This is a genomic window from Conexibacter sp. CPCC 205762 (assembly GCF_030646155.1).
Classification (GTDB): Bacteria; Actinomycetota; Thermoleophilia; order Solirubrobacterales; family Solirubrobacteraceae; genus Conexibacter.
This window is the reverse complement of sequence record NZ_JAUTDN010000011.1, coordinates 18,128-36,000: the sequence shown is the minus strand read 5'-3', so window position 1 is coordinate 36,000 and position 17,873 is coordinate 18,128. Positions and strand designations below refer to the sequence as shown.

General features: G+C 71.3%; 16 protein-coding genes. 6 read left to right on the top strand and 10 right to left on the bottom strand.

What is annotated here, in order from left to right; genetic code table 11:
* Window positions 1-17: 17 nt before the first annotated feature.
* Both Q7L73_RS11490 and Q7L73_RS11485 read right to left on the bottom strand, forming a co-directional pair.
* A complete protein-coding gene (locus Q7L73_RS11490; protein ID WP_304689854.1) occupies window positions 18-2,612 on the bottom strand; it encodes a LuxR family transcriptional regulator in 2,595 nt (864 codons plus the stop codon).
* 4 nt (window positions 2,613-2,616) lie between these two features.
* Window positions 2,617-3,423 (bottom strand): MBL fold metallo-hydrolase, encoded by an 807-nt coding sequence (locus Q7L73_RS11485; RefSeq protein ID WP_304689852.1) that lies wholly within the window; start codon window positions 3,421-3,423, stop codon window positions 2,617-2,619.
* Between the two features lie 82 nt (window positions 3,424-3,505).
* Here Q7L73_RS11485 and Q7L73_RS11480 point away from each other — a divergent pair, with 82 nt between their 5' ends.
* Window positions 3,506-4,624 carry a GTP-binding protein gene (locus Q7L73_RS11480; RefSeq protein ID WP_304689851.1) on the top strand — a complete coding sequence of 373 codons (1,119 nt, stop codon included), beginning with the start codon at window positions 3,506-3,508 and terminating at the stop codon, window positions 4,622-4,624.
* A 44-nt stretch (window positions 4,625-4,668) separates the two neighbouring features.
* On the opposite strand, the gene Q7L73_RS11475 is transcribed toward Q7L73_RS11480, so the two are convergent.
* The 8 genes from Q7L73_RS11475 to Q7L73_RS11440 all read right to left on the bottom strand — a co-directional run bounded on the left by Q7L73_RS11475 (window position 4,669) and on the right by Q7L73_RS11440 (window position 12,094).
* Complete coding sequence (locus tag Q7L73_RS11475) at window positions 4,669-5,532, bottom strand: ABC transporter permease (protein ID WP_304689848.1); 864 nt, start codon at window positions 5,530-5,532, stop codon at window positions 4,669-4,671.
* Window positions 5,532-6,395 (bottom strand): ABC transporter permease, encoded by an 864-nt coding sequence (locus Q7L73_RS11470; protein WP_304689846.1) that lies wholly within the window; start codon window positions 6,393-6,395, stop codon window positions 5,532-5,534. Before Q7L73_RS11470 ends, Q7L73_RS11475 begins: the two co-directional genes overlap by 1 nt.
* A 4-nt stretch (window positions 6,396-6,399) precedes the next feature.
* Window positions 6,400-7,620 carry a spermidine/putrescine ABC transporter substrate-binding protein gene (locus Q7L73_RS11465; RefSeq protein WP_304689844.1) on the bottom strand — a complete coding sequence of 407 codons (1,221 nt, stop codon included), beginning with the start codon at window positions 7,618-7,620 and terminating at the stop codon, window positions 6,400-6,402.
* Window positions 7,613-8,734 carry an ABC transporter ATP-binding protein gene (locus Q7L73_RS11460; RefSeq protein WP_304689842.1) on the bottom strand — a complete coding sequence of 374 codons (1,122 nt, stop codon included), beginning with the start codon at window positions 8,732-8,734 and terminating at the stop codon, window positions 7,613-7,615. The genes Q7L73_RS11465 and Q7L73_RS11460 overlap by 8 nt, the downstream gene beginning before the upstream one ends.
* A 190-nt stretch (window positions 8,735-8,924) precedes the next feature.
* Window positions 8,925-9,674, bottom strand: a complete 750-nt coding sequence (locus Q7L73_RS11455; RefSeq protein ID WP_304689839.1) for a ferredoxin reductase — start codon at window positions 9,672-9,674, stop codon at window positions 8,925-8,927.
* The gene (locus Q7L73_RS11450; protein WP_304689837.1) at window positions 9,662-10,273 is read right to left on the bottom strand and encodes a sulfite oxidase-like oxidoreductase; all 612 of its coding nucleotides are present in this window, start codon (window positions 10,271-10,273) and stop codon (window positions 9,662-9,664) included. The genes Q7L73_RS11455 and Q7L73_RS11450 overlap by 13 nt, the downstream gene beginning before the upstream one ends.
* A 32-nt stretch (window positions 10,274-10,305) precedes the next feature.
* On the bottom strand, window positions 10,306-10,884 hold the full coding sequence (locus Q7L73_RS11445; protein ID WP_304689835.1) for an XRE family transcriptional regulator: 579 nt from the start codon (window positions 10,882-10,884) through the stop codon (window positions 10,306-10,308).
* 40 nt (window positions 10,885-10,924) lie between these two features.
* Window positions 10,925-12,094: an FAD-binding oxidoreductase gene (locus Q7L73_RS11440; RefSeq protein ID WP_304689833.1), complete on the bottom strand. Its 1,170-nt coding sequence runs from the start codon at window positions 12,092-12,094 to the stop codon at window positions 10,925-10,927.
* A gap of 94 nt (window positions 12,095-12,188) precedes the next feature.
* Here Q7L73_RS11440 and Q7L73_RS11435 point away from each other — a divergent pair, with 94 nt between their 5' ends.
* The 5 genes from Q7L73_RS11435 to Q7L73_RS11415 are packed head-to-tail and all read left to right on the top strand — an operon-like array spanning window position 12,189 to window position 17,835.
* The gene (locus Q7L73_RS11435) at window positions 12,189-13,832 is read left to right on the top strand and encodes an ABC transporter substrate-binding protein (protein ID WP_304689831.1); all 1,644 of its coding nucleotides are present in this window, start codon (window positions 12,189-12,191) and stop codon (window positions 13,830-13,832) included.
* Between the two features lie 25 nt (window positions 13,833-13,857).
* Complete coding sequence (locus Q7L73_RS11430; RefSeq protein ID WP_304715556.1) at window positions 13,858-14,901, top strand: ABC transporter permease; 1,044 nt, start codon at window positions 13,858-13,860, stop codon at window positions 14,899-14,901.
* The gene (locus tag Q7L73_RS11425; protein ID WP_304689827.1) at window positions 14,898-15,827 is read left to right on the top strand and encodes an ABC transporter permease; all 930 of its coding nucleotides are present in this window, start codon (window positions 14,898-14,900) and stop codon (window positions 15,825-15,827) included. The genes Q7L73_RS11430 and Q7L73_RS11425 overlap by 4 nt, the downstream gene beginning before the upstream one ends.
* The gene (locus tag Q7L73_RS11420) at window positions 15,824-16,813 is read left to right on the top strand and encodes an ABC transporter ATP-binding protein (protein WP_304689825.1); all 990 of its coding nucleotides are present in this window, start codon (window positions 15,824-15,826) and stop codon (window positions 16,811-16,813) included. The genes Q7L73_RS11425 and Q7L73_RS11420 overlap by 4 nt, the downstream gene beginning before the upstream one ends.
* On the top strand, window positions 16,810-17,835 hold the full coding sequence (locus Q7L73_RS11415) for an ABC transporter ATP-binding protein (protein WP_304689822.1): 1,026 nt from the start codon (window positions 16,810-16,812) through the stop codon (window positions 17,833-17,835). Before Q7L73_RS11420 ends, Q7L73_RS11415 begins: the two co-directional genes overlap by 4 nt.
* Window positions 17,836-17,873 lie beyond the last annotated feature (38 nt).

Below are 17,873 nucleotides of genomic sequence, written 5' to 3'. Positions count from 1 at the left end.
AGGCCGTAGGCCGCCGTTCAGCCCAGCTCGCGCCGGTCGCTGACGCCGAGCTTCTGCATCGCGCGGTAGATGTGCGACTCGACGGTGCGGACCGACAGCACCAGCCGGTCGGCGATCTCCGCGTTGCTGAGCCCGCGCGCGGCCAGCTCGACCAGCTGCGCCTCGCGCGGGGTGAGCGCGATCGCCGGGCCGTCGAGGCCGTCGACCGGCGGCGGCGTCCCGCCGCTGCCGCGCTCGTGCAGCTCGGTCCGCCGTGCGGCGGCGCGGCGGGCGCTGTCGTCACGGCCGGCGCGGACGAAGGCGGAGGCCGCGTCGGCGCTGGCCTCGGCGGCGCAGCGCAGCGCGCCGATCGCCTCGAAGGCGTCGGCGGCGGCCAGCAGCGCGGCGCCGTCGCCGCTCGCCTTGGCGGCGGCGTGCGCGGCCCAGACGGCGGCGAGCGGCGCGTCGGTCCGCTCGGCCATCAGCGCCAGCGGCGTCGCGACCTGCCGCGCCGGCGCGCCCAGCCGCAGCGCGTCGTAGCTGAGCAGGCCGGCGTAGAACGGCGTCAGCGTCATCTCGGCCGCGACCTCCAGCAGCTGCTCGACGGCGCGCGGCCGGTCGCCGCGGGCGGCCAGCTCCCACGCCTCCGCGCGCGCGACGTACGGCTGCTGGTTCGGCATCGCCCCGCTCTCCGGCAGCGCGCCGCGCATCCGCGTAAGCGCCGCGCTCGCGCCCGCCTCGTCGCCGTCGGCGGCGGCCGCGACGACCTGGTAGGCGCGCGTGATCGCGAGCACGCCGATGCCGTCGCGCCGCTCGAGTTGCAGCTCCGCCTCGGCGAGCCAGCGGTGCGCGTCGGGCAGCCGCCCGGCGTACCAGTCGAGCGCGCCGATGCCGACGGCGGTGAAGCCCGCCGCGACGGGATCCTCGACGCGCACGGCGAGCGCGAAGTCGCTCGCCAGCTCGCCGCGCAGCCGCTCCCAGTCGATCCCGCTCTCGATCGCGACCGTGCTCCAGAGGATCTGCGCGATCTCCTCGCTCGCGCCCGGCAGCGGGAAGGCCGGCCGGATCTCCCGCGCCAGCGCCAGCGCGGCGCCGCTCTCGCCGGCGTAGAACAGCTGCGCGACGTGCAGCGGCGCGAGCTGACGGCGCAGCCCCGGCTCGGTCTCGGGGTCGGCGAGCAGCGCCTCGGTCTCGGCGCGGTTGCCGCCGTAGATGTCGCTCGCGACCGCGGCCGACCAGATCCGCAGCGGCGCCAGCCGCTTTCTCCAGCGGTCGCCGGGCCACCAGTCGCGCGCCCGCTGCAGCAGCGCGAACAGCGTCTCCTGGTCGCGCAGCGCCCAGTAGAGCGGCGCGCCGCGCAGCTCCAGGTAGGCGAAGGCGGCCTCCTCGTCGAGCGCCTCGCCCTCGGCGGCGGCGAGCAGCGCCTCCGCCTCGGCGAACCGCTCCTGCGCCTGCAGCGCTCTCGCCAGCAGCAGCGTCGCGGCGAAGCCGGCGCCGCCGTCGCGCGCGAGCGTCGCGAGCTTGACGCCGAGCGCGGGGTCGCCGGAGCGGGTGGCGGCGTCGGCGGCGCCGAGCAGCAGCGGCGGCGGCAGCGGCTCGCCGGCGTCGAGCAGCCAGCGCGCGACGCGCAGCGCGTCGTCGCCGTCGAGCAGCTCGCGCGTGCGCACGGCGGCGGCCAGCTCGCGGCGCGTCGCGCGGGCCCGCAACGGCCCGATCTCGGCCTGCAGCGTCTCGCCGTAGAGCGGATGCGCGAGCCGCACCTCGTCGTCAGCTCCGACCGTGATCAAAGCTCGCCGCTCCGCCGCCAGCAGCGCCTGCTCGCCGGCCAGCTCGACCAGCTCGTCGGCGCGCAGCGGCTCGCCGAGCGCCAGCAGCTCCAGCAGCCGCCGTTCGTCGTCGCCGAGCGCGGCCATCCGCGCGCCGACCAGCTCGACCAGCGTCTGGCTGACGGCAGGGCGCGACTCCAGCCGCCACAGCCCGCGCCGCTGCACCAGCGCGTCCGCGTCGAGCGCGCCCGCGACCAGCTCGCGCAGGTAGAGCGCGTTGCCGCCGCTGCGCTCGTGCAGCCAGTGCAGCGCGCCCTGTTCGAGCGGTCCGCCGAGCGACCGTTCGACGACGGCGGCGGTCTGCGCGGGCGTGAACGGCGCCAGCTCCAGCCGCCGCGCGCCGGCGTCCTTCCACAGCGAGACGATCGCGTCGGGACAGGGCTCGCCGGAGCGGACGGTCGCGACGACGAAGGCGGCGCCGCTCTCGACCAGGTGCAGCACGAGCGCGGCTGACGGCGGGTCGAGCAGCTGCGCGTCGTCGACGGCGACGAGCAGCGGCATCGTGCCGGCCTGCTCGCGCAGCGCCGCGAGGCCGCCGCGCAGCAGGCCGAGCAGGTCGTCGGCGCGGGCGGCGGCGGGGACGACGCCGGCGAAGGCGCCGAGCGGCACGGCGGCCGCCGAGCGGGTCGCGTGGACGCGCGCGACATGCACGCCGCCGCTCTCGGCGGCATCGACCGCGGCCCGCGCCAGCCGCGACTTGCCGACCCCGGCGCCGCCGCCGACGACGACCGCGGGAAGGCTGTCGGCACGCGCGGCGGCGATCAGCGCCAACTCCTGCTCGCGCGCGACGAGCGGCCATTCGGGCATGCGCCTACTGTGCCAGCTCGGTCGGCTCGCCGATCTCCAGCCAGCGGATCTTCGCGGCCAGCGCCGGCTGCGTCGTGAACGCCTCCTCGACGACGGCGCGCCCCTCGCGGAAGTGCGACCAGCCCTCGTAGTGGATCGGGACGATCGTGCGCGGCTGCAGCAGCTGGCTCAGCTCGACCGCCTCGCTCGCGTTGAGCGTGTAGCGCAGCGGGCCGGTGACGGGGAAGCGGACGCCGCCGAGATGGAGGATCGCGGTGCCGACGTCGAGCCGCTCGGCGACCTGCTTGACGCCGTCGTAGAGGACGGTGTCGCCGCTGATCCAGAAGACGCCGTGCGGCTGCCCCTCCCACTTCAGCGCGAAGCCGATCACGTCACCGACGATCGGCTTGCTGAGCGGCGGGCCGTGGCGGCAGGGCGTGGCGGTGATCTCCAGCGGCAGCTTGCCCTCCGCCTCCAGCCGGGTCGTCTCCCACGGCGCCAGCCCGCGCACGTCGCCGGTCGCGCCGGCCAGCCGCCGCGCCCCCGGCTGCGTCGTCACGATCGTCCCCGCGCGCGGCAGGAAGGCGCGGCCGGCGGCGTCGAGGTTGTCCTCGTGATGGTCGTGGCTGAGCAGGACCGCGTCGATCGCGCCCAGCTCCTCCGGCCCCAGCGCCGGCCCGGCCAGCTTTCTCGACGACGTGCCCCAGCCGAAGTTGTATCTGCGCCCCGGCGCGTCGAACGTCGGATCGGTCAGCAGCCGCCAGCCGCCGACCTCGATCAGCGCCGTCGGCCCGCCGACGTGCGTGATCCGGACCGTCTCAGAGGAGTCCATGGCGGCACGCTATGCGCCGGGCGCAGCCGCGGTCAAACGAGGTCAATATGAGACTCAGTCTCATTAATGCTACGGTGCCGCCATGAGAAAGCTGCCCGTGACCGTCCTCTCCGGCTTCTTGGGGGCTGGCAAGACCACCCTGCTGGAGCACGTCCTGCGCAATCGCGAGGGGCGGCGCGTCGCCGTGATCGTCAACGACATGAGCGAGGTCAACGTCGACGCCGAGCTGGTGCGCAGAGGCGACGCGGCGATCGACCACGTCGCCGAGAGACTGGTCGAGCTGAGCAACGGCTGCATCTGCTGCACGCTGCGCGAGGACCTGCTGATCGAGGTCGCGCGGCTGGCGAAGGAGGATCGCTTCGACCACCTGCTGATCGAGTCGACCGGGATCAGCGAGCCGCTGCCGGTCGCCGAGACCTTCACCTTCGCCGACGAGGCGGGCGAGTCGCTGGGCCAGTTCGCGCGGCTGGACACGATGGTGACGGTCGTCGACGCCTCGACCTTCCTGGAGGAGTGCGACACGGTCGAGGACCTCGGCCAGCGCGGGCTCGCGCTCGGCCCCGGCGACGAGCGCGCGATCGTCGACCTGCTGGTCGAGCAGGTCGAGTTCTGCGACGTCGCCGTGCTGAACAAGTGCGACCTCGTCGACGCGGAGACCGTCGCGCGCGTCGAGGCGGTCGTGCGGACGCTCAACCCGCGCGCGCAGATCGTCCAGGCGACCAACGCGAACGTGCCGCTGGAGCGCGTCCTCGGCACGAACCTGTTCGACATGGAGGCGGCCGAGGAGGCGCCCGGCTGGCTGCAGGTCGCGCGCGGCGAGGAGCAGCCGGAGACGGAGGAGTACGGGATCGGCTCGTTCGTCTTCCGCGCGCGCGAGCCGTTCCACCCCGAGCGCCTGTGGGAGCGGCTGAACCAGCCGTGGGAGGGCGTGCTGCGGGCGAAGGGCTTCTTCTGGCTCGCCAGCCGCGGTGAGCTGGCCGGCGAGTGGTCGCAGGCCGGCAAGGTGCTGTCCGTCGGCCCGGCGGGCCTGTGGGCGAGCCCGGCCGCGCGCGGGCAGGAGCTGGTCTTCATCGGCGACGGACTCGACCAGGAGCAGATCGAGGCTGACCTCGACGCGTGCCTGCTGAGCGACGCGGAGCGCGAGGTCGGCGAGTCCGCCTGGACGCTGCTCGCCGACCCCTTCCCGCGCTGGGAGGCGTAGCCGGACGCCCCGGCGCGAGCCGGGGCGCCGCGCGCTGCCGCGGCTCAGGCCGCCGCCGGCTCCAGCTCGGCCTGCGTCGGCGTGCCGCTCGGCGGCTCCGCCGCGATCCCGCGATCGCGGCGGTTGAGCGCCTTCTGCACGAGCAGGTTGAGGCCCATCAGCACGAGCACGCCGAGCAGCAGCATCGTTCCGAGCACGTTCACCTCGGCCGGCACGCCCTGGCGGGTCGCGCCGAAGATGAACAGCGGGAAGGTCTGCGTCTGGCCGGCGTTGAAGCTCGTCACGACGTAGTCGTCGATCGAGATCGCCGCCGCCAGCACCGCCGCCGCGACGACGCCCGGCGCGATCATCGGGAAGGTGACCTTGAAGAAGGTCGTCCAGACGCCGGCGCCGAGGTCCTGCGCCGCCTCCTCGATGAACGGGTCCATCCCCTCCAGCCGCGCTCTCACGGTCACGACGACGTAGGAGACGGTGAACATGATGTGGGCGATCACGATCGTCCAGAAGCCCGTGTCGATGCCGACGACGAGGAACATCGCCAGCAGCGAGGCGCCGAGCACGACCTCCGGCGTCGCCATCGGCAGGAAGACGGCGAAGTTCGCCGGGCCGCGGCCGCGGAAGCGGTAGCGGGTCAGCGCCAGCGCGAGGAAGGTGCCCAGGGCGACGGCGCCGAGCGTCGTCAGCGCCGCGATCTCCAGCGAGGTGACGAGCGCCTTCGCCAGGTCCGGGTCTCTGAACGGGTGCGCCCAGTGGTCGAGCGTGAAGCCCTGCCAGGTGAAGTTGAAGCGGCCCTTGTTGTCGTTGAACGAGAACAGGACGATCAGGAAGACCGGGATGAACAGGTACAGCAGCGCCGCGGCCGACCAGATCCCGAGCAGCCAGTTGCGGGTGCGATCGCGCGCGGACATCAGACTGCGGCCTCCGTCAGCGTTCTCGTCCCGAGCAGCCGCGAGTAGATCGCGATGCCGACCAGGATCACGGTCATCAGGATGAACGACAGCGCTGCCGCCGTCGGGTAGTCGAGCACGGTCAAGAACTTCGACTGCACCACGTTGCCGATCATGTACTGCTTCGACGTCCCCAGCAGCGCGGCGTTGATGTAGTCGCCGGTGGCGGGGATGAAGACCAGCAGCGAGCCGGCGAAGATGCCGGGGATCGCGAGCGGCAGCGTCACCTTGCGGAAGGCGGTCGCGCGCGAGGCGTAGAGGTCGGTCGCCGCCTCGACGAAGCGGCGGTCGATCCGCTCCAGCGCCACGTACAGCGGCAGCACCATGAACGGCAGGAAGTTGTAGGAGATGCCGGCGACGACGGCGGTCCCGGTCGCGAGCACGCGGCCGTCGGCGGACACCAGCCCGACGTCGCGCAGCCGCTCGACGACCCAGCCGTGGTCGGCAAGGATCAGCTGCCAGGCGACCGTCCGCAGCACGTAGCTCATGAAGAACGGCAGCACGACCAGCAGCAGCATCAGGTTTCTCCAGCGGCCCGCCTTGTACGCCATGAAGTAGGCGAGCGGGAAGGCGATGATCAGGTCGACCACCGTCGCGATGCCGGCGTAGAGGAACGAGCGCAGGAACTGCTCGTGGTAGTCGCTGATCGCGTTCGTGTAGGTGTCGAAGGCCCACGTCAGCGTGTAGCCGGCCTCCGGGTCGCCGGACATCAGCGACACCTGCGCCTGGTTGATCAGCGGGATCGCGAAGAACAGCAGCAGCCACAGCAGGCCCGGGAGCGCGAACATCCACGGGATCAGCTTGCGGCGTCGTTGCAGTGACATCAGCTCAAGCCCCCGTGACCTGTGCCATCGCCTCGTACATCTGCTGCTCCTCGCGGGTCGTGAACGACGGGTAGGAGTGGAGCTTCGCGCGCACGTCGTCGGGCGGGAAGATCAGCTCGTTGGAGGCGATCTCCGGGTCGGTTCTCTCGAGGATCTCCTTGATCCCCTCGACCGGCGAGATGTAGTTGACGTAGGCGCAGATCTTCGCCGCGACCGCCGGCTCGTAGACGTAGTTCATCATCGTCTCGGCCGCGTACGGGTGCTCGACCTTGGCCGGCATCATCATGTTGTCGGTGAACTGCATCGCCCCCTCTTCGGGGTAGGCGAAGCGCATGTTCGGGTTGTCGCTCTGCAGCTGCACGAGGTCGCCCGAGTAGGCGAGCGCGAGCGCGATGTTGCCCTTGGTCAGGTCGGTCGTGTAGTCGTTGCCGGTGAAGCGGCGGAACTGGCCGTCGTCATTGGCCTTGCCGATTCTCTCGATCGCGCCGAGCATCTGGTCGAGCGTCGCTCTGCTGGCGTCGACCCCCTCCATCAGCAGCACGCTGCCGGCCGAGTCGTAGGGCTCGGAGAAGAGCGTCACGCGGCCCTTCCATCTCGGGTCGAACAGCTCTCTGAGCGATCTGACCTCGCCGCCGGTCTGCTTGATGTCATAGCCTATGCCGATCGCGCCCGACTGCCACGGCAGCGTGAACTGCCGTCTCGGGTCGTAGGTGATCGAGCGCAGGTTTCTGACGAGCCGTCTGCCGTTGGGGACGTTTCTCTTGTCGATCGGCGTGACGTAGCCGAAGCGGACCCAGCGCGAGGCCATGTAGTCGGTCAGCGTGACGATGTCGCGCCCGATCGGGACCCCGGCGGCGAGCTGCTGACGGACCTTGCCGTAGAACTCGTTGTTGTCGTTGATCTCCTCGACGTACTTGCAGTGGCCGCCGTACTTCGCGTTGAAGTCCTTGATCACCGACTTGTCGATGTAGAGCGGCCAGTTCGAGAAGGTCCAGTCGCCCAGCTCGGTTCTCGGGTGGTTGACTCTTCTCGCCTGTCTCTCGAGGTCGGCGAGATTTCTGGCGGCGGTGCCGTCGATGCCGCAGGCGGCGAGCACCTGCGCGAGCCCGCCGGCCATCAGCACCGTCGCCGCGCCGCGCCCGAGGAAGCGCCGGCGCGAGAGGCCCTGGCGTGCGACGAAGCGGTCCAGCTCGTGTCCGAACCGCTCCGGATCGACCTCAGTCACCGTCGTCACCCCGCGCGACGACGAAGGTGTGGCGCGGGTCCCAGGAGAGCTGCACCTCCTGACCTGCGCCGAAGGCGTCGGGGGCGACTCCGTCCTCGTTCTGGCAGTAGACCGTCAGCTCCTCGCCGCCGGCCGTCTCGATCACGTACTGCAGCGAGACGCCGAGGAACGAGCTCAGGACGACGCGGCCGCGCAGCACGTTGCGGTCGGAGGCGACCGGCTCGCCCTGCTTCGACAGCCGCACCTTCTCGGGGCGGACGCCGATCCGGACCGGCGTGCCGGCGTGCTCGGCGCAGCGGTTGGCGGGCGCCAGCAGCGGCGCGCCGTCGTGCGTCGTGACTCTCGCCATCGTCCCGTCGGTCGCGCCGATCTCGGCGTCGACGAGGTTGGAGATGCCGAGGAACTTGGCGACGAAGGCGGTCGTCGGCCGCTCGTAGAGGTCGGTCGCCGAGCCGGCCTGCTCGATCTTGCCTCTGTTCATGACGGCGATCGTGTCGGCCATCGACATCGCCTCCTCCTGGTCGTGCGTCACGTGGATGAACGTGATGCCGACCTCCTGCTGGATCCGCTTCAGCTCGACCTGGAGCTGACGGCGCAGGCGCAGGTCGAGCGCGCCGAGCGGCTCGTCGAGCAGCAGCGCGCGCGGCCGGTTGACGAGCGCGCGCGCGAGCGCGACGCGCTGCTGCTGGCCGCCCGACAGCTGCGCGGGCTTGCGCTTGGCGAGGTGCGGCAGCTGGACGGTCTCCAGCGCCTCGGCGACGCGCGCCTTGACCTCGCTCTTGGACACTCTCTTGCGTTCGAGCCCGAACGCGACGTTCTTCTCGATCGTCAGATGCGGGAAGAGCGCGTACGACTGGAAGACCGTGTTGACGTCGCGCTTGTGCGGCGGCGCGTTCGTGACCTCGGTGCCGCCGAGTCTGACGACGCCCTCCGTCGGCAGCTCGAAGCCGCCGATCATTCGCAGCGTCGTCGTCTTGCCGCAGCCCGACGGGCCCAGCAGCGCGTAGAACGCGCCGCGTTCGATCTCGAGATCGAGATCGTCGATGACGAGCACGTCGCCGAAGCGCTTCGTGACTCTCGTCAGCCGGATGTCCGGCTCTCCATCACCACTCACATCTCTCGTCTGATCGGCGACGAGACTCTCGTTCGCAACCAAAGAGCACCTCCGCGTGCCTGCCGACAGTAGCGCGCTCGCATACGCCTGTGGGGCGATCTTTACCAAACCCTTCGCGCCGAAACGGAGTGATTTCGCCAGTTGGCGAACGAATGGCCGCGAGCGCGTTCCGCGCGGAGGTTGCGAACGCTCAGCCGGTCGGGCCGTAGCGCTCGGTCTTGATCCGCTCGGGCGCGAAGCCGGCGTCGAGCAGCAGCCGCGAGGCGCTCTCGACGAAGCCGTTGGAGCCGCAGGCGAAGGCGGTCCCGCGCGCCGGATCGACGCCGGAGGCGGCGATCATCGCGGCGTCGACGCGGCCGCTGTGACCCTCCCAGCCGGGCGGCGGGACGCGCGTGTAGGTCAGCTGCGTCTCCTCGCCCGCGGCCAGCTCGGCGGCGTAGATGACGTCGGTCGCCAGCCGCACCGAGTAGATCAGCCGCATCTCCAGCTCCGGCGCGGTGAGGCGCTTGTGGCGCAGCATCGCCATCAGCGGCACGACGCCCGAGCCGCCGCCGAGCAGCAGCGCCGGCTGCTCGCCGCTCCAGACGAAGTAGGCGGCGAACGGGCCGCGCACCTCGACCTTGTCGCCGACCTCGACGACGTCGTGGAACCAGGGCGAGACCTCGCCGTCGTCGAGGCGGTCGATCGTCAGCTGGATCTCGCCGCTGGTCAGCGGCGAGGAGGCGATCGAGTACGAGCGCTGCGCCTGGTAGCCGTCGGGCGCGGTCAGCCGCACGTCGTAGTGCTGGCCCGGCAGATGCGGCATCCAGATCGGCAGCGCGAGCGTGAAGCTCTTCACCGTCGGCGTCTCGACGGCGATCGCGGTGACGGTCGCGATCTGCCATCTGCCGGGCGCCTTCGGCACGACCGCGGCGGCCGGCTCCGGCGTCAGTCGTTCCAATACCGCTCCTCACGCCACGGGTCGCCGTGCATGTGGTACCCGTTCGACTCCCAGAAGCCGGGCTCGTCGTGGTCCATCAGCCGCAGGCCGGCGACCCACTTGGCCGACTTCCAGAAGTAGAGGTGGGGGACCAGCAGGCGCGCCGGGCCGCCGTGCTCGCTCGGCAGCGGCTCGCCCTCCCACTCGGTCACGACCCACGCCTTGCCGTCGGTCAGGTCCTCCAGCGCGAGGTTGGTCGTGTAGCCGCCGTAGGAGAAGGCGGTCGCGTAGCCGCCGAGCGGCTCGACGTCCGCCAGCAGCGTGTCGACCGAGACGCCGCGGAAGCTCGTGTCGAGCTTCGTCCACTTCGTCACGCAGTGGATGTCGCAGGGGACCTCCTCCGCCGGCAGCGCCTGGAACTCGTCCCAGCTCCAGCTTCTGGCGGCGCCGACGACGCCGTCGACGCTGAAGCTCCAGGAGCCGGTCTCGACGGTCGGCGTCGGGCCGGCGGTCAGGACCGGGAAGCCGGCCTCGTAGTACTGGCCGGGCGGGATCCGGTCGGCCTTGCCTTCCGGCGGTCGCCGGCGACCGCCGAACCCACGCGAGAAGAACTCACTCATGCAGCCGATTCTAGGTCGGCGTGCAAGCGCGATCAGATCGGCGGCGGCGTGTCGATGCAGATCAGCCGCAGCGGCTCGTCGGGCGAGGCGTTGCGGAACATGTGCGGCCGGTCGCTGGCGTAGTAGGCGGAGTCGCCGGCGCCCAGCTCGTGCGGGGGAGCGGCGTCGACCTCCAGCAGCAGCCTGCCGGCGAGCACGTGGACGAACTCCTCGCCGGCGTGGTGGCCGGACTCGGCGAGCGAGGCGCCCGGGGCCAGCTCCAGCAGCATCGGCAGCATCGCGCGGTCGGTGCCGGAGGAGAGCAGGAAGATCGTCGTGCCCTCCTCGGGCGAGTGCAGCTGGCGCGTCTCGTCGGCCCTGACGACGTCCGGATCCCGGTTGCCGGGCGCCGGCAGCAGGTCGGTGATCGTGATCCCGTAGTAGTCGACGAGGCGGGTGAGGCGGCCGATCGTGATGTCGCTGCGGCCGTTCTCGACCAGCGACAGGAACGAGGCCGAGATGCCGGTCTCTCTCGCGACGTCACCGAGCGACAGCCGTCTGGCGGCGCGCAGCGCGCGCAGCTGGGCGCCGACGAACTCCTGCTGGCTCATCGTCTGCTGGGTGACGGACACGTTGTCTGCACGATAACTCGGCATCGTGACTGACGCGGGCTCAGACGACCTGCAGCTCGGGCGTCAGCTGGCCGTCGGCGAAGCGCGCGGCGTGCAGCGGGGCGATCCAGTCGTCCATCTTGCCGTTGACGATCCCGTCGGCGATCACGCGGCCGATCGTCGGCGCCATCATCAGGCCGCGGCCGTTGAGGCCGGCGGCGACGAAGAGGCCGTCGTGGCCCTCCAGCGGGCCGAGCACCGGCTGGCGGTCGGGCGTGACGTCGTAGAAGCCCTCGACCAGCACCGGGAAGGAGACGTATTCGAGGATCGGCAGCAGCTCGGTGATCGCGCGGCGCACGTTCGAGTGCCAGATCTCTCTGTTCTCACCGGGGCGGTTGGCGTTGCCGGCGCCGAGGTCGGAGGCGAGCACGGAGCCGTCGGCGAGCTGCTTGGCGGCGAAGTGCTTCTCGGGCGCGATCACGAGCGGCTCCAGCAGGCGCTCTCTGATCGGGTCGGAGTAGAAGAGGTACTTCGGCTCCTTCTCGATCGGCAGCTCTATGCCGAGCGGGGAGAGCAGCGTGGGCGTGTCCCAGGCGGTCGCGACGACGACCGTCTGCGCGCGCGCCTTGGCGCCTCTTCTGAGGTCCAGCAGCCAGCCATCACCGTCGCGCGAGATCTTCTCGACGCCGAGGTCGTGGAAGCTCGCGCCGGCCCGCACGGCCGCCTCGTGGAAGGCGCCGACGACGGCGAGCGGGCGGTCGAAGTAGCCGTCCTGGTCGCACCAGACGCCGCCGACGATGTTGCCCGCGTCAAGACCCTCGACCAGCGCGCCGGCCTCGGCCGCGGTCACCTCGCGGGAGGGGATGCCGAGGCGGTGCTGCAGCTCCAGCCGCTCGCGCTGCGCGGCCAGCTCGGCCTCGCCCTGCGCGACGAACAGGTAGCCGCAGGCGGTCATGCCGGGGTCGACGGCCGGCTGCAGCCGCTCGCCGATCTCGCCGTAGAAGGAGAAGGCCTCGCGCGCCATCTTGCACGCGACCTCGGTGCCCCACTGCTGGCGCACGCCGCCGGGCTGGATCGCGGTCGCGCCAGAACCGATCCCGCGCCCGTCGAACGCTGCGACGCTGAGGCCGCGCTGCGTCAGATGCCAGGCCACAGACAGCCCGGTGATCCCCGCTCCCACGACCGCGACGTCGACCGTGGCTACCGTTGTGTCGTTCAGTGAACTGGACATGTCGGCCAGCATACTGGATACTCTGCCCACGCTCGACCCGTCCGAGCACGGCAGTTCGCAGGTACGTCAGAGCATCAAGGGAGCGAGTCCAACTATGCGCAGCACCATTGGAAAGGCTGTCGGCGCCGCCGCCATCGCGGGTGCGCTCGCGGTCGCCGGATGCGGCGGCGGCAACGGTGACAGCGGCTCTGCCGACAGCGGCAGCTCGGCCGGCACCTCGACCGGCGCCAGCGGCGGCGCGGCGACCGGCACGCTCGTCGTCGACCAGTCGTTCGTCGACAGAGGCGTCGACCCGCAGCGTCAGTTCACGCCGACGAACAACATGCTCGTGCACGCGATGTACGACACGCTCGTGACGTTCGAGCCCGGCAAGACCGACCCGGTCGCCGGCCTCGCCGCCTCCTGGAGAGGCAGCGACGACGCGAAGCAGTTCACCTTCACGCTCGACGACAGCGCGGTCTTCTCCGACGGCACGCCCGTCACCTCGGCCGACGTCGTCTTCTCGCTCGACCGGCTCGTCAACCTCAAGGGCCCTGGCTCGTTCCTGCTCGAAGGCGTGACGGTGAGAGCGCCTGACGCGAGAACGGTCGTCGTCACCTCCAAGACGTCGAACCCGGCGCTGCTGCGCATCCTCGCGACGCCGCCGACCTCGATCCTCAACTCGAGAGTCGTCGAGGCCAACGGCGGCAGCGCCGCCAAGGACGCCGACAGAAGCGACAGAGCCGAGGCGTTCCTGCAGAAGACCTCTGCCGGCTCCGGCGCCTACACGCTCGAGGCGGGCCAGCAGAACCAGCAGTACACGCTCGCGTCGAACCCCAGATACTGGAGAGACTTCTCCGGCTTCCCGAAGGTCGTCGTGCGCAACATGGCCGCGCCGACGCAGCTGCTGAACGTGCAGCGCGGCGCCAACGAGATCGCGCTCGACCTCTCCGCCCAGCAGGCCGGCACGGTCGCCGGCAACGACGCGCTGCAGGTCAGAACGGACGCCTCGGTCAACGTCTTCGACGTCGAGGCGAACATGAACGAGTCGATCTCGCCGACCGGCGACGAGAACGTCCGCAGAGCGATCCGCCTCGCGCTCGACTACGAGGGCTACACGAGACTGTCGGGCGAGGGCGCGGTGCAGGCGCCGGGCGTGATCCCGTCGCAGTTCCTCGGCGCGCTGACCGCCGCCGACGCCGTCAGAACCGACCTCGACGCGGCGAGAGCCGAGCTGGCGAAGTCGGGCAAGTCGAACATCAAGGTCGAGCTGGCGTTCCCGTCCGACGCGACGCCCAACGGCGTCTCGTTCTCCTCGATCGCGCAGAAGGTCAAGTCCGACCTGCAGAAGATCGGCATCGACGTCGAGCTGAAGGGCACGCCGGCCGTGACCTTCCTCGCCGACTACGCCGCCGGCAAGAACCAGATGAGCGTCTCGTACTGGGGCCCGGACTACCCGGACCCGAACGACTACCTCGTCTACGCGCCGGGCGCGCCGGGCACCTCCCGCGCGGCCGACAACAGATACGTCCGCGAGATGAACCCGCAGCTGGCCGACCTCGGCGCCAGAGCGGGCAGCACGCTCGACGACGCCGAGCGTGGCACCCTGTTCCAGGAGTTCCAGAGAGGCCTGAACGAGGACTCCCCGTTCATGCCGCTGTTCCAGCCCGCGCAGGCGATCGTCGGTTCGAGAACGCTCTCGAACGTCGTGCTGGACCCGACGTACACCCTCAACATCCCGGCCGTTGGCAGCAACTGACACATCCCGCGTCCCCGCGGCGCCGGTGCGGGCGAGACGGACGTCTCGCTCGCACCGGCCGCTTGTCCGCTTCCTGGCGCGCCGTCTCGGCGCGCTGGTGCTGCTGCTGATCGGGATCACGCTGATCTCGTTCCTGCTGACGCAGGCGGTCCCGGGCGACCCGGCGCTGGCCAACCTCGGTCAGCACCCGACGCCCGAGTCGATCAGAGCGTTCCACGAGAAGTACGGGCTCGACGACCCGCTGCCGGTGCAGTACGTCAACTACCTCGGCAACCTCGTCCAGGGTGACCTCGGCGTCTCCCAGCAGACCCACCAGCCGGTCACCGACGACCTCTCGAAGCTGGTCCCGGCGACGGCCGAGCTGGCCGTCTTCGCGATCGTCTTCTCGACGATATTCGGCGTCGGCTTCGGCGTGCTCGCGGCGCTCAAGCGCGACAGAGCGGTCGACCACGGCCTGCGCGTCTTCACGCTCGCCGGCATCTCCGTGCCGATGTTCTGGCTCGGCCTGCTCGGCCTCTACCTCTTCTTCTTCAAATGGGGGCTGCTGCCCGGCGGCGGGCGGCTGGACCCGACGACCACGCCCCCGACCGACGTCACCGGCTTCAACACGGTCGACGCGCTGCTCGACGGCAACCTCAACACCTTCTGGGACGCCTTCAAGCACCTGATCCTGCCCGGCGGCGTGCTCGTCCTGTACTCCGTCTCGCTGATCTCGCGCTACACGCGCTCGGCGGTGCTGGAGGTGCTCCACGCCGACTACGTGCGCGCCGCGCGCGCCAAGGGGCTGTCGGAGTTCACCGTCGTGACGCGCTACATCCTGCGCGCCGCGCTGCCCTCGATCGTGACCGTGATGGGCCTCGTCTTCGCCAACGTGCTGGCCGGCGCGGTGCTCGTCGAGAACATCTTCAACTGGCCCGGCATCGGCCAGTACGCCTACAAGAGCGCCGTCTCGCTCGACCTGCCCGCGATCATGGGCGTGTCGATCTTCATCGCGCTCGTCTACGTGATCGTGAACCTGATCGTCGACCTCCTCTACGCCGTCATCGACCCGCGGGTGCGGCTCTCATGAGCGCCGTCGACGCTGCGCTGCCGCCCTCGCGCCTGCGCCGCTTCAAGCGCTCGCGCTCGCGTTCGGCCGCGCGCTCGTGGTGGCGCCAGCCGACGATGCTGATCGGGCTGACGATCGCCGCGATCTGGATCGTCGTCGCGATCTTCGCGCCGCTGCTGGCGCCGCACGACCCGCTCGCGCAGGACTTCGCGATCACGCAGGCGCCGAGCGGCGCGCACCCGTTCGGGACCGACGAGCTGGGCCGCGACATCTTGAGCCGCGTGCTCGTCGCGGCGCGCAACTCGCTGCCGCTGGCGGTCCTGCTGGTGCTCTGCGCCGGCACGCTCGGGACCACGCTCGGCGTCGTCGCCGGCTACGTCGGCGGCTGGGTCGACGGCCTGATCATGCGCCTCGCCGACCTCTTCTCGGCCTTCCCGGCGATCGTGCTGGCGATGGTCGTGACCGCCTCGCTCGGCCCCTCGACGCGCAACGCCGTGCTGGCGCTGGTGACGGTCACGTGGCCGATCTACGCGCGCGTCGTGCGCTCGCTCGTGCTGTCGATCGGGCAGGCCGAGTACGTGCAGGCGTTCCGCCTCCACGGCGCCTCCGCGCGCCGCGCGATGTGGAAGGAGGTCCTGCCGAACGTGATGGGCCCGATCATCGTGCTGGCGACGATCTACCTCGCCGACGCGCTGCTGCTGCTCGCCGGCCTCTCGTTCCTCGGTCTCGGCACGCAGCCGCCGACGCCGGAGTGGGGCTCGATGATCTCGGTCGGCACGCAGTACTTCCAGAACTGGTGGATGGCGACCTTCCCCGGCCTGGCGATCTTCAGCGCCGCGCTCGCCTTCAACTTCATCGGCGACGGGCTGCGCGACGTCTTCGACCCGCAGTCGCAGATCGGCTCGGGCGCGCGCGGCGGGTCCGAGTCCGTGGAGGAGGACGCGTGAGCGCGCTGCTTGAACTCCAAGGCCTGTCGATCAGACTGCCGACGCCGGCAGGTTCGCGCGCGGTCGTGCACGAGGTCGACCTCGCCGTCGAGGCCGGGCAGATCTACGGCATCGCCGGCGAGTCCGGCTCCGGCAAGACGATGACGATGCTGTCGCTGCTCGGGCTGCTGCCGCGCGGCGGCACGGTCCACGGCCGCGCGAGCTTCGCCGGGCGCGACATCCTCTCGGCCGACAAGAAGGCGCGCCAGGCGCTGCGCGGCAGAGACCTGTCGATGGTCTTCCAGGACCCGATGACCTCGCTGCACCCGATGCTGACGGTCGGCAAGCAGCTGACCGAGCACGCGCGCAAGCACCTCGGGCTGTCGAAGGGCGAGGCCGCCGCGCGCGCCGCGCAGATGCTGGAGGACGTGCGGATCCCCGACGGCGAGGCCGCGCTGCGCGCCTACCCGCACGAGTTCTCCGGCGGCATGCGCCAGCGGATCGCGATCGCGATCGCGCTGATGTGCGAGCCGCAGATCCTGATCGCCGACGAGCCGACGACCGCGCTCGACGTGACGGTGCAGGCCGGCATCCTCGCGCTGCTGGACCGCCTGCGCAGAGAGAAGGGGATGGCGGTCGTGCTGATCACCCACGACCTCGGCGTGATGTCGTCGATCGCGGAGCGGATCTCGGTCATGTACGCCGGCCGCGTGATCGAGTCCGGCGACGCGCGCGACGTGCTGAAGCAGCCGTCGCACCCGTACACGCGCGGCCTGCTCGGCTCGCTGCCGCAGCCGGGCCTCGGCGCGGGCACCGAGCTGAGATCGATCCCCGGCGTGCCCGCCTCGCCGCTGGACCCGCCGCGCGGCTGCGCCTTCCACCCGCGCTGCGCGCTGGCGGTCGATGCCTGCAAGGAGGGCGTGCCGCCGCTGCTGCGGCGCGGCGACCATGCGGCCGCGTGCATCGTGACGATGAGAGACGTCGCTTCGGAGGAGGTCGTCGCATGAGCGCCGTCGCAACCGCACCCGCGCTGGAGGTCACCGATGTCGAGGTCGTCTACGAGCGCCGCGACCGCGACCCGGTGCGTGCCGTCGCCGGCGTCTCGCTGACGGTCGGCCGCGGCCAGATCGTCGGCCTGGTGGGCGAGTCGGGCTGCGGCAAGTCGACGCTCGCGAAGGCGATCGTCGGCCTGGAGAGACCGCGCTCGGGCAGAATCGTCTTCGAGGGCCGGGAGCTGTCGCCGCTGACGCGGCGCGCCCGCCCGATCGAGGAGACGCGTCTGCAGATGGTCTTCCAGAACCCCTTCTCGTCGCTCAACCCGCGGCGCAGAATCGGGGCCCAGCTGGCGGAGGCGCTGCAGATGGCGTGGTCCGGCTCGAGAGCCGGCGGCACGGGCTCGCTGAGAGAGCGCGTCACCGAGCTGCTGTCGCTCGTCGGCCTGCCGGCGAACGCCGCCGATCGCTTCGCGCACCAGTTCTCCGGCGGCCAGCGCCAGCGGATCGCGATTGCGCGTGCACTGGCTGCGGACCCGACGGTGATCGTGCTCGACGAGCCCTTGTCGTCTTTGGACGCCTCTGCCCAGGCGCAGATCGCCAACCTGCTCGTGCGCCTCTCGCGCGAGCTGGACCTGGCGCTGGTGCTGATCTCCCACGACCTCGCGATCGTCCAGCACATCGTCGACGAGGTGGCGGTGATGTACCTCGGCAAGCTGGTCGAGCAGGTCCCCTCCGGCGAGCTGTGGGAGCTGCCCGCCCACCCCTACACCGAGGCCCTGATCGGCGCGATCCCCCGCGCCGACGGCGAGCGCACCCTCCCCGTCGCGCTCGCCGGCGAGGTCCCCGACCCCAGCGCCCCGCCCTCCGGCTGCCGCTTCCACCCCCGCTGCCCCTACGCCTTCGACAGATGCCGCGTCGACGAGCCCGAGCAGATCGCGATCGGCCGCGGCCGCGAGGTCGCCTGCTGGCTGCACGAGCCCGGCGCCGAGCCGAAGCGGCCGGGCGAGCTGGCGGCCGCGCGGGCGGACGCCTAGCTGGACCCTCCCCGAGACGGGCGCGGCTGGGGACGAGA

Excerpts from the sequence above, each read along its gene's own strand:
- Q7L73_RS11425 (WP_304689827.1), top strand. The coding sequence starts at position 14,898 with ATGAGCGCCGTCGACGCTGCGCTGCCGCCCTCGCGCCTGCGCCGCTTC.
- Q7L73_RS11480 (WP_304689851.1), top strand. The coding sequence starts at position 3,506 with ATGAGAAAGCTGCCCGTGACCGTCCTCTCCGGCTTCTTGGGGGCTGGC.
- Q7L73_RS11485 (WP_304689852.1), bottom strand. The coding sequence starts at position 3,423 with ATGGACTCCTCTGAGACGGTCCGGATCACGCACGTCGGCGGGCCGACG.
- Q7L73_RS11475 (WP_304689848.1), bottom strand. The coding sequence starts at position 5,532 with ATGTCCGCGCGCGATCGCACCCGCAACTGGCTGCTCGGGATCTGGTCG.
- Q7L73_RS11450 (WP_304689837.1), bottom strand. The coding sequence starts at position 10,273 with ATGAGTGAGTTCTTCTCGCGTGGGTTCGGCGGTCGCCGGCGACCGCCG.
- Q7L73_RS11490 (WP_304689854.1), bottom strand. The coding sequence starts at position 2,612 with ATGCCCGAATGGCCGCTCGTCGCGCGCGAGCAGGAGTTGGCGCTGATC.
- Q7L73_RS11435 (WP_304689831.1), top strand. The coding sequence starts at position 12,189 with ATGCGCAGCACCATTGGAAAGGCTGTCGGCGCCGCCGCCATCGCGGGT.
- Q7L73_RS11415 (WP_304689822.1), top strand. The coding sequence starts at position 16,810 with ATGAGCGCCGTCGCAACCGCACCCGCGCTGGAGGTCACCGATGTCGAG.
- Q7L73_RS11440 (WP_304689833.1), bottom strand. The coding sequence starts at position 12,094 with ATGTCCAGTTCACTGAACGACACAACGGTAGCCACGGTCGACGTCGCG.
- Q7L73_RS11470 (WP_304689846.1), bottom strand. The coding sequence starts at position 6,395 with ATGTCACTGCAACGACGCCGCAAGCTGATCCCGTGGATGTTCGCGCTC.